This window comes from Streptomyces sp. NPDC085460, assembly GCF_044541975.1.
Classification (GTDB): domain Bacteria; phylum Actinomycetota; class Actinomycetes; order Streptomycetales; family Streptomycetaceae; genus Streptomyces.
Genome location: NZ_JBITTO010000001.1, coordinates 559,286 through 573,073 on the forward strand (window position 1 = coordinate 559,286; position 13,788 = coordinate 573,073).

The 13,788-nt window shown below is 75.1% G+C and carries 13 protein-coding genes and 1 pseudogene; 8 read left to right on the forward strand and 6 right to left on the reverse strand.

Annotation, left to right across the window (positions count from 1 at the left end; genetic code table 11):
* The first annotated feature begins 53 nt into the window (after window positions 1-53).
* The gene (locus ACIGHB_RS02525; protein ID WP_399908873.1) at window positions 54-1,097 is read left to right on the forward strand and encodes a S66 peptidase family protein; all 1,044 of its coding nucleotides are present in this window, start codon (window positions 54-56) and stop codon (window positions 1,095-1,097) included.
* Here the strand turns inward: ACIGHB_RS02525 and ACIGHB_RS02530 are convergent.
* On the reverse strand, window positions 1,091-1,495 hold the full coding sequence (locus ACIGHB_RS02530) for a nuclear transport factor 2 family protein (protein ID WP_399908875.1): 405 nt from the start codon (window positions 1,493-1,495) through the stop codon (window positions 1,091-1,093). The genes ACIGHB_RS02525 and ACIGHB_RS02530 overlap by 7 nt on opposite strands.
* A gap of 272 nt (window positions 1,496-1,767) precedes the next feature.
* Here ACIGHB_RS02530 and ACIGHB_RS02535 point away from each other — a divergent pair, with 272 nt between their 5' ends.
* The 3 genes from ACIGHB_RS02535 (at window position 1,768) to ACIGHB_RS02545 (ending at window position 4,991) form a co-directional block, all read left to right on the forward strand.
* The gene (locus tag ACIGHB_RS02535) at window positions 1,768-3,270 is read left to right on the forward strand and encodes an ABC transporter permease (RefSeq protein ID WP_399908877.1); all 1,503 of its coding nucleotides are present in this window, start codon (window positions 1,768-1,770) and stop codon (window positions 3,268-3,270) included.
* Between the two features lie 56 nt (window positions 3,271-3,326).
* Complete coding sequence (locus tag ACIGHB_RS02540; protein ID WP_399908879.1) at window positions 3,327-4,043, forward strand: ABC transporter ATP-binding protein; 717 nt, start codon at window positions 3,327-3,329, stop codon at window positions 4,041-4,043.
* Between the two features lie 96 nt (window positions 4,044-4,139).
* Window positions 4,140-4,991 carry a lysophospholipase gene (locus ACIGHB_RS02545; RefSeq protein WP_399908881.1) on the forward strand — a complete coding sequence of 284 codons (852 nt, stop codon included), beginning with the start codon at window positions 4,140-4,142 and terminating at the stop codon, window positions 4,989-4,991.
* Between the two features lie 22 nt (window positions 4,992-5,013).
* Here the strand turns inward: ACIGHB_RS02545 and ACIGHB_RS02550 are convergent.
* Together ACIGHB_RS02550 and ACIGHB_RS02555 are read right to left on the reverse strand one after the other, a co-directional pair.
* A pseudogene (locus ACIGHB_RS02550) lies at window positions 5,014-5,376 on the reverse strand (M23 family metallopeptidase); the annotation flags it as partial.
* Window positions 5,377-5,966: 590 nt separating this feature from the next.
* The gene (locus ACIGHB_RS02555; RefSeq protein ID WP_399908883.1) at window positions 5,967-7,022 is read right to left on the reverse strand and encodes an SPFH domain-containing protein; all 1,056 of its coding nucleotides are present in this window, start codon (window positions 7,020-7,022) and stop codon (window positions 5,967-5,969) included.
* 175 nt (window positions 7,023-7,197) lie between these two features.
* On the opposite strand from ACIGHB_RS02555, the gene ACIGHB_RS02560 reads away from it, so the two are divergent.
* On the forward strand, window positions 7,198-8,643 hold the full coding sequence (locus ACIGHB_RS02560; protein ID WP_399908885.1) for a WGR domain-containing protein: 1,446 nt from the start codon (window positions 7,198-7,200) through the stop codon (window positions 8,641-8,643).
* Window positions 8,640-9,143 (forward strand): hypothetical protein, encoded by a 504-nt coding sequence (locus tag ACIGHB_RS02565; RefSeq protein ID WP_399908887.1) that lies wholly within the window; start codon window positions 8,640-8,642, stop codon window positions 9,141-9,143. Before ACIGHB_RS02560 ends, ACIGHB_RS02565 begins: the two co-directional genes overlap by 4 nt.
* A gap of 122 nt (window positions 9,144-9,265) precedes the next feature.
* Here ACIGHB_RS02565 and ACIGHB_RS02570 read toward each other — a convergent pair whose 3' ends face one another.
* The 3 genes from ACIGHB_RS02570 to ACIGHB_RS02580 form a co-directional block, all read right to left on the reverse strand.
* A complete protein-coding gene (locus ACIGHB_RS02570; protein WP_360322150.1) occupies window positions 9,266-9,688 on the reverse strand; it encodes a DUF350 domain-containing protein in 423 nt (140 codons plus the stop codon).
* 145 nt (window positions 9,689-9,833) lie between these two features.
* On the reverse strand, window positions 9,834-10,460 hold the full coding sequence (locus tag ACIGHB_RS02575) for an HdeD family acid-resistance protein (protein ID WP_360322147.1): 627 nt from the start codon (window positions 10,458-10,460) through the stop codon (window positions 9,834-9,836).
* A 148-nt stretch (window positions 10,461-10,608) separates the two neighbouring features.
* Window positions 10,609-12,003 carry a dipeptidase gene (locus ACIGHB_RS02580; RefSeq protein ID WP_399908890.1) on the reverse strand — a complete coding sequence of 465 codons (1,395 nt, stop codon included), beginning with the start codon at window positions 12,001-12,003 and terminating at the stop codon, window positions 10,609-10,611.
* A gap of 192 nt (window positions 12,004-12,195) precedes the next feature.
* Here ACIGHB_RS02580 and ACIGHB_RS02585 point away from each other — a divergent pair, with 192 nt between their 5' ends.
* Together ACIGHB_RS02585 and opcA are read left to right on the forward strand one after the other, a co-directional pair.
* Window positions 12,196-12,774 (forward strand): DoxX family protein, encoded by a 579-nt coding sequence (locus tag ACIGHB_RS02585; RefSeq protein ID WP_399908892.1) that lies wholly within the window; start codon window positions 12,196-12,198, stop codon window positions 12,772-12,774.
* Between the two features lie 82 nt (window positions 12,775-12,856).
* Window positions 12,857-13,771, forward strand: a complete 915-nt coding sequence (gene opcA / locus ACIGHB_RS02590) for a glucose-6-phosphate dehydrogenase assembly protein OpcA (RefSeq protein WP_360319720.1) — start codon at window positions 12,857-12,859, stop codon at window positions 13,769-13,771.
* The last annotated feature ends 17 nt before the right edge of the window (window positions 13,772-13,788 follow it).

The window sequence follows — 13,788 nt, forward strand, 5'->3', positions numbered from 1 at the left end:
GGCCGCCCTCCGGGCGACGGCCGGAGTTTGACGACAGGCCCTAGGGTGCGGAGATGTCGAAGATCGTCATACCGCCCAAGCCGCGCCCCGGAGACCGGATCGCCGTGCTGTCGCCCGCCGCCGGACTGCCGGAGGTGTTGCCGCTCCCCTTCGAGCTCGGACTGCGGCGGCTCTCCGAGGAGTACGGGCTCGTGCCCGTCGAGTACCCGACCACGCGCAAGCTCGGCGCGTCCGCGCGGGACCGGGCCGCCGACCTGCACGCCGCCTTCGCCGATCCCGCCGTGAAGGCGATCGTCGCCTCCATCGGCGGCGACGACCAGATCACCGTCCTGCCGCACCTGGACGACGAACTGATCCGCGCCCACCCCAAGCCGTTCTTCGGGTTCAGCGACAACACCAACCTGCTGATGCGGCTGTGGAACCTCGGCGTGGTCGGTTTCCACGGGGCCTCGGTGATGACCCAGTTCGGGCGGCCCGGCGCCGTCCACCCGGTCACCGACGCCTCCGTCCGGGCCGCGCTCTTCGGCTCGGGGCCGTACGAACTCCCCGCCCCGACCGACACCAACGACGTCGAGCGGCCCTGGGAGGACCCCCGCACCTTCGACTCCGCGCCGGTCATGGAGCCCGCCGGGCCGTGGCACTGGCACCGGGCCGGGCGGGTGGTGGAGGGCCGCACCTGGGGCGGCTGCCTGGAGATCGTCGCCCAGCTCCTCATGGCCGGCGGGGAGATCGCCGAGCCCGCGGCGTACGAGGGCGGGGTGCTGTTCCTGGAGACCTCCGAGATGCTGCCCTCGGCCGACGAGGTGTTCCGGATCCTGCGGGCCATGGGGGAGCGGGGCCTGCTCGCCCGCTTCTCCGCCCTCCTCATGGGCCGGGCCCGCGCCTGGTCCTTCGACGCCCCGAACGACGCCGCCGCCCGGGCCGCCTACCGGGACGCCCAGCGCGCCGCCGTGCTCCGCGCGCTCGACGCCTACGCCCCCGACACCCTGGCCGTGTTCGACGTGGACCTCGGCCACACCGACCCGCAGGTGGTGATCCCGTACGGCGGCACCGTCCGCGTCGACGGTCCGGCCCGCCGGATCACCGTCACCTACTGACGCGGAGCTCCGGCCGCCGCCTCCTGGGCGATCCGGTCGAACTGGGCGCCCATGGCGGCGGCGAGGGCCTGGGCGGCGGAGAGCGGCCGGACCATGACGGTGAAGTCGTCGATCAGCCCCTCCTCGTCGAAGTGGAGGAAGTCGCAGCCCTGGATCCGCTTGCCGTCGACGGTGGCGGTGAAGACGAGGGCGTGGTCGCGCCCGTCCGGGTTCGCGATCTCGCGGACGTAGGTGAAGTCCTCGAAGACGCGCAGGACTCCGCGGAGGATGGCGGCGGTGATGGCCTTGCCGGCGTACGGCTTGAAGGCGACGGGGCTGGTGAAGACGACGTCCTCGGCGAGCAGCGCCTCGACGGCGGCCTCGTCGCGGTTCTCGACGGCGGTACGGAAGGGGTGCACGGGGCCTCCAGGACGGCACTGGTGGTGCTCTCGTTTATTCAACAAGTTGAATAGGTGTACTGGAGGGTAAGTTCCTGGGCGGAGCTTGTCCAGGGGTCGGCCGGCGAACGGCGCCACGGGTGTCCGGAGGGTGTCCGGCGCCCCGGCGGACGAGCGGGCCGAGAGCTCGCCCCGGCGTCTCCGTACCCCGCCCGAAGGGCGCCGGCGCGCTCTCATCCGGCTCTCACGCGGGCCTTATCCCGGCCTCACACGGCCCCCCTACGTTCGCGCCCATGTTCTTCACCTACCTCCGGCGCGAACTGCGCCGCCGCAGAAAGGCGGCGCTCGTCGTCGCCTCCGGCCTGGCGCTCGGCATCGCGCTGGTCATCGTCGTGACCTCGGTCTCCGCCGGGATGAAGCAGGCCCAGGGCAAGGTCCTCGAATCCCTCTACGGACTCGGCACGGACCTCACGGTGACCAAGGCCCAGGAGCGGCCCGCCGAGGGAGCGCAGCCGACGCGGCCCCGCTTCGAGTTCCAGGGCCGGGGCGACGGCGAGGCGCAGAGCAGCGACCGGCTCATGGTCCAGGGCTTCCAGACGCTCGCCGACTCCACCGTCGCCACCGTCGCGCGGCAGTCCGGCGTCGACCGGGCGGTGGGCGGACTGAGTCTCGTCAACCTGAAGATCGACGGCGAGTTCCGGCGCGGCGAGATCCAGCGCGGCCAGGGCCAGACGCAGGGTCAGGGGCAGGGCCAGGGGCAGGGGCAGGGGCAGGGCGGCCAGGGCGGGACCGGCGGCGGGCCCGGCGACACCGTCACCGGCGGCGGCGCCGCCTTCGGCGTCGACTCCTTCACCCTCTACGGCACCGACGTCACCGCCCCCGACCTCGGCCCCCTCACCACCTCGACCGTCACCGAGGGCCGCACCTTCGAGACCACCGAGACCGACGCCGCCGTCGTCGTGGTCGACAGCGCCTACGCCCAGCAGCAGGACCTCGCCGTCGGCGACGAACTCACCGTCAAGGGAGTGAAGTTCGAGGTCATCGGCATCGCCACCGCCGACAGCGGCCAGTCCACCGCCCAGGTCTACCTTCCGCTCAAGAAGGCGCAGACCCTCTCCGACTCTGCCGGCAAGGTCACCACCGTCTACGTCAGGGCCACCGACTCGACGCGGATCGAGGCCGTCAAGGCCGCCATCCAGAAGAACGTCACCGGCACCACCGTCACCACCTCCGCCGACCTCGCCCGGACCGTCTCCGGCTCCCTCGACACCGCCGCCGGCCTCGCCTCCAGCGTCGGCACATGGCTCTCGTACGCCGTCCTCCTCGCCGCCGTCCTCGTCGCCGGCCTCCTCACCTCCTCCGCCGTCAGCCGCCGCGTCCGCGAGTTCGGCACCCTCAAGGCGCTCGGCTGGAAGAGCGGCCGCGTCACCCGCCAGGTCGTCGGCGAAGCCCTCGTCAACGGCGTCATCGGCGGCGCCCTCGGCATCGCGGCCGGCCTCGCCGGCGCCTACGCCGTCACCGCCGTCAGCCCCACGCTCACCGCCGAACTCGGCGCGGCCGGCGGCGGGTTCGCCGGCCGCGGCGGCGGCATGGCCTTCGGCGGCGCGGGCGGACCCGGCGCGACCCGCACCGCCGCGGAACGCAGCGTCGACATCGCGCTCACCGCCCCGGTCAGCCTCACCACCGTCGGCCTCGCCGTCCTCCTCGCCGTCGCCGGCGGCCTCGTCGCCGGAGCCTTCGGCGCCTGGCGCGCCGCCCGGCTGCGCCCCGCCGACGCGCTGCGCCGCGTCGAGTAACCGCCCGCCCCGTCCCGTACCGCAGGAGTCCCTCCCGCACCCCAGGAGTCCCACCCATGTACGAACTCAACGGCGTCACCAAGCAGTACCGGCGCGGCCAGAAGAGAGTCGACGCCCTCGCCGGGATCGACCTGAAGATCGCGCAGGGCGACCACCTTGTCATCCAGGGCCCCACCGGCGGCGGCAAGTCCACCCTGCTCCAGATGCTCGGCGGCCTCGACCGCCCCACCGCCGGCAGCGTCCTCCTCGACGGCACCGACCTCGGCGGGCTCTCCGAGAGCCGGCTCACCGCCGTCCGCAGCCGGTACATCGGCTTCGTCTTCCAGAGCTTCAACCTCATCCCCACGCTCACCGCCCAGGAGAACGTGGAGACCGCGCTCGTCCCGCTCCGCGTCAAGCCCGCCGAGCGGCGCCGCCGGGCCGCCGAGGCGCTGGACTCCGTCGGCCTCGGCGAACGCCTCGGCCACCTCCCCTCGGAACTCTCCGGCGGCCAGCAGCAGCGCGTCGCCATCGCCCGCGCGCTGGTCAAGCGGCCCCAGGTGCTGCTCGCCGACGAACCCACCGGCAACCTCGACGAGTCCACCCGCGACGAGATCGCCGACCTCCTCGAAGGGCTCTGGCGGGAACACGGCCTGACCTTCGTGATGGTCACCCACGACAGCGCCCTCGCCCGCCGCGCCCCGCGCCTCGCGACCCTCCGCAAGGGCCGTGTCATCGTCACGGAGAACCCGAAGGCGGCCGGCGCGACCGCCGACGCCGGCCGCACGTCCTGAGACACGGATCACGCCACCGGGCCCCGTTCGGCCATGCCGCACGGGGCGTACGGTGGCGTGACCGATCACCGAGCGGGCAGAGGAGCCGGAACGCGCGTGTTCACCTTCACCTCCCCGGACGGCGTCCGCGTCCACGTCCACGCCTGGCACCCCGAGGGCCCCGTCCGCGGCGTCGTGCAGATCGCCCACGGCATGGGCGAGCACGGCCTGCGCTACGCCCCGCTCGCCGCGCACCTCACCGCCCGGGGATACGCGGTCCACGCCCCCGACCAGCGCGGTCACGGCCGGTCCATGCACGCGGGACCCGGCCACCTCGGCGCCGACGGCTGGAACCGCCTCGTCGACGACCTCGCCACCCTCACCCGCACCACCCGCGACCGGCACCCCGGCGTCCCGGTCGTCCTGCTCGGGCACAGCATGGGCTCCTTCGCCGCCCAGCAGTTCCTCCTCGACCACGCGGAGCTCGTCGACGGCGTGGCGCTCTCCGGCACCACCGCCGTCGACGCCCTGATCACCGCGCTCGCGACCGCGCCCCCGGCCGGCCACGGCCCCTCCGGACCCTTCAACGCCCCCTTCGCCCCCGCCCGCACCGAGGCCGACTGGCTCAGCCGCGACGAGGCGCAGGTCGACGCCTACCTCGCCGACCCGCTCTGCGGCTTCGGCCTCGACCTCCAGGGGCTCGCCCACATGGCGGACGCCGCCGGACGGCTCGCCGCCCCCGCGGGCATCCCCGCCGGCCTGCCCGTCGCGCTCTTCGTCGGCGACCGCGACCCGCTCAACGGCCGCCTCGCCCACACCGACCTGCTGGTCTCCCGCTACCGCGAGGCCGGCCTCACCGACCTCACCTACCACCGCTACGAGGGCGCCCGCCACGAGGTCCTGAACGAGACCAACCGCGCCGAGGTCGTCGCCGACCTCACCGCCTGGATCGACCGCGTCACCGGCTGACCGCCCGCCCGGCCGCCCCGCCTCAGATCCGGACGCCGTGCCCGCGCAGATACGCCAGCGGGTCCACGTCCGCGCCGAAGGACGGCCCGGTCCGCACCTCGAAGTGCAGATGCGGACCGGTCACCCGGCCCGTCGCCCCCGACCGCCCGATCCGCCGCCCGCCCGGCACGCTCTGCCCGGCCGACACCTCGACACGGGAGAGGTGGGCGTACTGCGTGTAGCGGCCGTCCGGGTGACGGATCACCACCTCGTAGCCGTACGCGCCCGCGTACCCGGCCCGCACCACCCGCCCGGGCCCCACCGCCCGCACCGGCGTCCCGCTCGGCACCGCGAAGTCCTGGCCCGTGTGGTAGCCGCGCGACCAGGCGCCGCGCTGCCCGTAGGAGCCGGTGAAGACGTACGACTCCACCGGCGCGGTCCAGCCCCGCGCCGCCGCCCCGCCGCCCCGCCCCGGGCGCTCCGCCGGGGAACCCGCAGCCTCCGTAGGGCCCGTGCGCCGCTCGTACTTCCAGCGGTGCGAGGTCCAGTACCAGTGCCCGTCCGACCGGAACCAGTAGACCCGGTCCCGCGCGTCCCAGCCCTGGCGGCCCCGGAAGACCGGCTCCCGGGCCGGTCCCGCCGGCGCCGTGGCGGCGGCGGATCCGCCGGTGCGCTCCCGGTAGACGGAGGCGTGGCTCGTCCACCGCCACGCGCCGGCCGCGTCACGGAACCAGTAGCGCGAGCCGTCCCAGCCGGCGTGCGCCGGGGCCGGTTCGGCGGCGGCCGTGCCCGTGCCGGCGGCCGTCAGCGCGACGAGGCCCGCGGCCGTCACCACCGCCCGCCGCACCCCGTGCAGGGGTGTCACGGAGCGGGCCGCGCGGGCCGCCCCGAGCCGGGCCGCCAGGGCCCCAGCGGCGCAGCCGGCGCAGCCGCAGCCCGTGGGCGTCTCGTCGGTGAAGCCCGGGAGCCCCAGGCCGTCGGGGGTACGCTCCACGCTCACTCCTCGTTCGGGCGGGGGAGGTCGCCCCGCCGGGTGCAGAAGGCGACGGTCAAGTCCTTGACCAGGGCCTGGCGCTCGAAGTCGTCGAGCTCGACGAGGCCCCGCGAGGTCAGCCGCGTGACGGTGTCGTCCACGGCGTCGATCACCCCGGTGAGCACCGATTCCCGGTGCCGGGCGTCCAGCACCGCCAGTTGCCGGCGGTGCATCGCCGCGGCCACCTCGGGGGCGTACTCGATCCGGGTCGGCTGGGCCGAGAAGACGGCGACGCCGACCGGCCGGCATTCGGCCGACAGCAGCCGGGTCAGGGCGTCGCCGACGGCCTCCGCGTTCCGCAGCGTCGGCGCCCCGCCCTGGAAGGCGTCGGCCGGCAGCTGCGAGAGCACGCGCGCGGTGGCGGCCTCCACCTGCTCCCGCAGATAGCCGAGATGGTCGTCCACGGCGTACAGCGCCCGCGCCGTGTCCCGTACCGACCACACCACGAGCACCACCACGCGCAGCGCCGAACCCTCCGCGTCCACGGCGGCGATGGGCTCGCTGCGCCAGTGCCGCAGCCGCACGTCCATCCGGCGGCGCAGCACGAAGGGGCTGATCCAGACCAGGCCGGTGCGGCGCACGCTGCCCCGGTAGCGGCCGAACAGCGAGAGGACCCAGGCGGAGCCGGTACGCCCGCGCGTGAGCCCGCCGAAGCAGACCACGGCGAGCGCGCCCAGGCAGGCGAGCGCGGCCCACTCCCAGGGGAGCAGGTGCGCGGCGCGTACCGGGCGGACCTGCCAGAGCAGGGCGGCGGCGCTGCCCAGGGCGGCCGCGCCGGTGAGGACGGCGAGCCAGCCGGGGGCGGCGGGACCCGGGCGTTCGACGAGCTCCGCGTCGGCGGGCGGATGGCGGCGCGGCGGGGTGGAGGCGCCGGCGAACGGGTGGTCCGTGCCCGCGCGGGGGGTGTCGTCGCGGGGGCGGCCGGCGCCGGGGGCCGACCGGAAGAGGTCGTCCATCGCTATGCCGTCGGCGTGCCGGCGGACGCGGACGGGCACGGCCCGTGAGGGTGGCTCGGTCATGGGGCCCTTCCGGCCGCAGGGAGGTGACGGCGCGTCGGATGATCTTCGAACTCCATCGTCACAGGGGTGTATGTCCGGAATGCCGAGACAAAGGTCCCGAATGGCCAGGACCTTGGTCCCGGGGCCGGCGCCCCTCGGGAGGCCGTTGTCAGTGGCGCCCCCTACCGTTCGGATCATGACGACGACGACCTATCTGGAGCTGTCGCAGGACGGCGGCGGTGCCCACAAGTTCTACGAAGTGACCGTCGAGGGACTGGAGGTGTCGGTGCGCTACGGCCGGATCGGCGCGGCCGGACAGACCCAGCGCTCCGCCTTCGCGACCCCGGACAAGGCGCGGGCCGCCGCCGCGAAGAAGATCGGCGAGAAGGTCCGCAAGGGGTACGCGCCGGCCGTCCCCGGCCAGCGGGCCGCCCGGGCCGTCACCCGCCGCGCGGTCAGTTCCGCGCCCTCCACCGCTCGCGCCGTCGCCCCCGTCCTGTGGCGCTTCCGCACCGGCTCCGCCGCCTTCGGGATCCACGTGGACGAGGACCGCATCTGGGTGGGCAACCAGGCGGGCGACGTCTACACCCTGGCCCACGGCGGTGAGGTGCTGGCCAGGTTCGGGCTGCCCGACGGGGTGAAGTGCCTGGTCGCGGACGACTTCTGGATCTACGCGGGCTGCGACGACGGCAAGGTCTACGACCTCTCCTCCAAGCTGCCGTTCGCCGCCTACGACATCACCTCCGACGTCGACATCTTCTGGCTCGACATCCACGAGGGCGTCCTCGACGTGGCCGACCGGTCCGGCCGCCTCACCGTGATCGACCACGAGGACGAGCACCAGTGGGCGCGCTCCGGCCGCGGCGAGCACGCCTGGATGGTCCGCGCGGACTCCCGTGCCGTCTACTACGGCGACACCCAGGGCGTCACCGCGTACGCGAACGACGGCTCGGGCGAGCTCTGGCACACCCCCACCGACGGGGCGGTGCTCTTCGGCTGGCAGGAGTCCACCGCGGTCTACGCGGGCACCGGCCGCAAGAAGGTGCAGCGCCTCGCGAAGCGCGAGGGGCGCGTCGAGGCCGTCTACGGCTGTGACGCGGTCGTGTACTCGTGCGCCACCTCGCCCGGCGGCCGCTTCGTCTTCGCGGGCGACTCGTCCTCCTCCGTCTACTGCTTCGCCGAGGACGGCACCCGGCTGTGGAAGCTGGGCACCGGCGGCGGTTCGGCGCTCTCCATGCAGTACCGCGACGAGCGGCTGTACCTGGTCACCACCGACGGTTCGCTGGTCTGCGTGGACGCGAGCGAGGCGGCCATCGAGGCCGCCCAGCAGGGCAGCGTCCCCGTCGTCCGGGACGTCAAGCTGGCCGCCGCGCTGCCCACCTACACCCCGGCCACCACCGTCTCCGCGGTCGCCTCCGTCGCGTCGGTGGGCGAGGCCCCGGCCGGCTCGATCGTGGTCGAGGTCGCCCGCGAGGGCGGCCGGAGCCGGGTCCGGGTGGTCAGCCCCGGCTACGAGCCGTCGTGGAACGTGCAGTTCCCGCGCGCCATCCGCGAGCCGGGCGCCCGCTTCGTGGTGGAGGCCCTGCACCCGGCGGCCGGCGGCTTCTACCGGGTACGCGGCGAGATCCGGCGCCTGCTGTGAGCGGGGACCGGGGCGACAAGGGGGCGTTCGAGCCGGCGACGGGCGACGGACCGCCCTTCGCCGGGGACGCCGAGCAGCGTTCCCGGGAGGTCCGCTCCGCCCTCGACGGGCTCCGGCAGATCCGGCGGCTCACCGCCGCGCCGGGTGCCACCGCCGGAGCCGTGCCCGCGCTGTGGGAGCGGAGCCGGCCGGTACGGGCCGTGGCGCTGGCCCTGGAGGGCGGCGGGCTCGCGCCCTCGGCGGTGGACGCCGACGGGGCGCGGACGGCGGCCGGTTACCGGGTGCGGGCGGGGGAGCGGCCGGCCACGGCCGTGGTCGAGTGGTTGGGACCGCCCGGCTCCGGTGCCGCCGGACAGGAGGCCGAGGCGCTCGCCGCCTGCGCCGACGTCCTCGGACGCCTCGGCTGGGAGGCACTGCTCTACAAGGGACCGCGCGGCCGCCGCTTCCTGGAGGTCGAACCGGCGGGACCGGCGGGACAGACGGGACCGGGAAGGCCGTAAGGACCGGCGGGACCGGGAGGCCCGGCCGGTGCGGCGGGAGCGTCCGGAACGGCCGCCGGCCCGGGTCCGTCCTGAGCGGACGGACGCCGGGCCGGGCGAGAGGTCGGCGCGCGGTCGAGCGGTCAGGCGATCGAGGCGGAGACGATCGCGGAGACGGCGAGGTTGACGGAGGCGGTCACCCAGACCGCCGGGTGCGGCTCCGGGTCCACCAGCGTGGCCCCCAGCTTGCCGGGCGTCACCAGGTCCACCACCAGGAAGGCGACGGCCATCATGACCAGGCCGAGGAGGCCGAACGCCGCCGTGGAGACGAGGCCCTTGCCGAAGTTGTCGTACGTGGTCCAGATGGAGGTGAAGACGATCCCGCCGATGCCGAGCAGGGCGGAGCTGAGCAGGACGGCCGCGTTGCGGTTGCGGTCCTCCCATATCTGCCGGCCCAGCTTGCCCGGGGTCAGGATGTCCACCAGGACGATGCCGAGGATCAGCAGGACCACGCCGAGGGCGCCGTAGGCGGTGGCACGGCCGAGGCCGTTGACGATGTCGGTCATGGGAAAGCCGGCTCCGGAGAGTGGTGATCGCGAGCGATCGACGGTCATGGACCGGCAAAATCTAGCGCACGGAACAAGCCGGTCCGCCGTCCGCCCGGAGATCGGGCGGACGGCGGACCGGACGAGCGGGACCTCCCGGGGCGGATCAGGCGCCCGGCGGCAGGTTCCGGGCCCGCGAACGGACCTGGAAGGCGGTCACGATCTCGGCCGCTCCGACCGCGATCAGCCAGATCCCGCCGAGCAGCGTCAGCACCGCGACCGACTCCAGCGGGGAGACGATCAGCACCACTCCGGCGAGGGCGCTGACGACGCCGAGGAAGATCTGCCAGCCCCGGGCCGGCATCGCGGGGTCCGAAGCCGCCGCCACGGTCTGGGTGATGCCGCGGAAGAGCCAGCCGATGCCGATCCACAGCGCGAGCAGCAGGATCGACTGCGTGGCGCCCCGGAAGCAGAACAGGCCCAGGAGGATCGACAGGGCGCCGCTGATGAAGGCCATCACCCGCAGCGCGGTCGTCGCGTGCGTACCGAAGGCGGCGACCAGCTGCATCACACCGCTGAAGAGCAGGTAGAGGCCGAAGAGCACGCCCGCCGCGACCAGCGAGGCACCCGGCCACACCAGGACCAGCACGCCGAGGACGAGGGCCACGACCCCGGCCAGCAGCAGGGCCTGCCAGGCCGCCCCGGCGAGCATCGTCAGCGGGCCCGGCGGCACCCCGTCCCGGGCGGGCCGGTCGTGCGGCCGGTCGTGGGGTCGGTCATGCGTCTGCGTCATGGGGTCGGTCTCCGTTCACGTGCTGGGTTCGCTGCTCGTCGATCCACGGCGGCCCGCGGCCCGCCTCCTGCCGTCCGCTTTCTGCCGTCTGCCCTCTGCCGCCCGCTTTCTGCCGCCAGTCGCCGGCCTTCTGCCGTCCGCCGTGCCGTCACCTGCCGCCCGCGCGCCCGTACGCCTCGGCGTAGGAGCGGAGGAAGAGCGCCTCCGCCAGGGCCATCCGCTCGATCTCGGCGGGGTCGACGCTCTCGTTGGGGGCGTGGATGAGGCACCCCGGCTCCTCCACGCCGATCAGCGCGATCTCCGCGTCCGGGAAGCGGTCCGCGAGCACGTTGCACAGCGGGATCGAACCGCCCTGCCCCGACTGGACCATGGACGTGCCGTACGCCTCGCCCAGCGCCGCCCCCAGCGCCGTGTACGCCGGCCCGTCGGTACGGGCCCGGAAGGGCTGCCCGACGCCCTCCGCCTCCACCTCGACCCGCGCACCCCACGGGGCCGCCGCCAGCAGGTGGGCGGTGAGCGCCTCGCGCGCCTTCTCCGCGTCCGTCCCCGGCGGCACCCGCAGGCTCACCCGGGCCCGCACCCGCGCCTGCACGGCGGCGGAGGAGCTCACCACCGGCGGGCAGTCGATGCCGAGGACCGTCACCGCGGGCCGCGCCCACAGCTCGTCCGAGACCGACCCGGTGCCGACGAGACCCACCCCGTCCAGGACGCCGGCGTCGGCGCGGAACCGCTCGGCCGGATACGACACCCCGTCCCACACCCCGTCGGCCGCGAGCCCGTCGATCGCCGTGTTCCCGTGCGCGTCCCGCAGCCCGTCCAGGATCCGTACGAGCGCGGCCAGGGCGTCCGGCGCGGGACCGCCGAACATCCCCGAGTGCATCTCGCCCTTGAGCGTCGAGACCGTCACCACCACGTTCACGAGCCCGCGCAGCGAGGTCGTCGTCGTGGGCAGCCCGAGCGCGAAGTTCCCGGTGTCGCAGATCAACAGGGCGTCCGCCTCGAAGAGTTCCGGCCGCGTCGGCACCAGCTGTTCGAGGCCGCCGGTGCCCTGCTCCTCCGAACCCTCCGCCACGAACTTGATGTGCACGGGGAAGCCCGCGCCCTCGGCCCCGCCGAGCGCCCGCAGCGCCGTGAGGTGCATGGCGATGTTGCCCTTGCAGTCGGCCGCGCCCCGCCCGTACCAGCGCCCGTCGCGGGCGGTCAGCTCGAACGGCGGGGTCCGCCAGGCCGCGTCGTCCAGCGGCGGCTGCACGTCGTAGTGGCAGTAGAGGAGGACGGTCGGCGCGCCCTCGGGGCCCTCGGCGTGTCCGACCACCGCGTCCGTGCCGTCCGGCGTGGTGACCCGCCGCATGTCGCTCAGCCCCGCCTCGGTGAAGGCCCGCACCAGGAAGTCGGCGGCCTTCGCGCACTCCTCGGGCGGGAACTGGCGCGGGTCGGCCACCGAGCGCATCGCCACCAGAGCCCTCAGGTCGTCCTCGGCGCGCGGCATCAGGGTCCGGACCCGCTCCCGCAGCGCGGCGGTGTCGGTGGGCTCGGAGGTCATGCGTACCCCTTCCCTCGGGCGCCGCGCCCGGGCGCCCCGGGGCGGCGACGGCCACCCCAGTCAAGCAAGATCGGACAAACGCCGCAAAAGATGCCTCAAGTGGAGTACGGGGGAGGGCTCCCGGGCGGCGGCCGGCGCGCCGCGACCCGACAGTGGGGACGTACGCGTCCCCTCCCGCACCTGGAGAACGTCATGGCCGCCCACCCCAACCGACGCGACCTCGGGCTGCTCGTGCTCAGGGTCGGCACCGGTGCCGTGCTCGCCGCGCACGGCACCCAGAAGCTCTTCGGCTGGTTCGGCGGCGGAGGGATCGAGGGCACCGCGCAGGGGATGGCGGCGATGGGCTTCCACCCGCCGCGCCAGTCCGCCGTCGCCGCGGGCCTCGGAGAGGCGGGCGGCGGCGCGCTGCTCGCCCTCGGCCTCGCCACCCCCGCGGCCGGCGCCGCCGCCGCCGGGGCCATGGCGGGCGCGGTCTCCGTGCACGCCCCGGCCGGCTTCTTCGCCCAGGGCGGCGGCTACGAGTACCCGGCCTTCCTCGGCTTCACCGCCGCCGCCCTCGGGATCACCGGCGCCGGCCGCTACTCCCTCGACCACGCCACCGGCCACGTCCTCGACCGCCCCTGGGTGGTGGCCGCCGCCTTCCTCGGCTCGGCGCTCGCCGCCGCCGCGGTGGTCGGCAAGCGCGCCCAGGCCCGGGCGGCCAAGGCCGCCGCCACCGAGGAGGACCTGGCCAACGGGACCGAGGGCACCGAGGAGCCGGACGCCGGCTGACACCCCTGCGCCCCGACCGCGTGGCACGCGCGCGCGTGCGGGGCGTTAGGCTCGCCGCAGAGGAAGGGACGGGCGCCGGGCAATGAAGATCGATCTCACGGACACCAACTCCAGCGCGATCAACAAGGCGATCCTGGAGGGCCGGAGGGCCGTCGGCACCCCCGCCGTCGGTGTCGTCCTGACCCTCGTGATCGTCACCGACGAGGAGAACGCCTACGACTCCGTGCGGGCCGCCAACGAGGCGTCGAAGGAACACCCTTCGCGCACCCTCGTGGTCATCCGCCGCCGCGCGCTCTCCCCGCGCGAGCGGAACGTGACCCGGCTCGACGCCGAGGTCCGCCTCGGCACCGACGCCGGCTCCGGCGAGACCGTGCTGCTGCGCCTCCACGGCGAACTCGGCGCCCGCGCCGACTCGGTGGTGCTGCCGCTGCTGCTGCCCGACGCGCCCGTGGTCGTCTGGTGGCCGGTGGACGCCCCCGCCGTCCCCTCCAAGGACCCGCTCGGCGCCCTCGCCCAGCGGCGCATCACCGACACGTACGCGGTCGAGGACCCGCTCGGCGCGCTGGACGCCCGCGCCGCCTCGTACGCCCCCGGGGACACCGATCTCGCCTGGACCCGTCTCACGCCCTGGCGCTCCATGCTGGCCGCCGCCCTCGACCAGGCCGGGACGGACGTCGTCTCGGCCGCGGTGGAGGCCGAGGAGGCCAACCCGAGCGCCGAGCTGCTGGCCCGCTGGTTCGAGGTGCGGCTCGGGATCCCCGTGGAGCGGATCGTCTCCGAGGGCCCCGTCGTCACCGCCGTCCGGATGGGCACCCCGCAGGGCGAGGTCCGCATCGACCGCCCCGAGGGCCCGGTGGCCCGGCTCGCCATCCCCGGCCAGCCGAGCCGCGTGATGGCCCTCAAGGTCCGCACCACGGCGGAGCTGATCGCCGAGGAGCTGCGCCACCTCGACCCGGACGACGCCTACGCGGCGGCCCTGGAGGGCCGTCCCTCCTGAGCCGCCGCGCGGTGGGG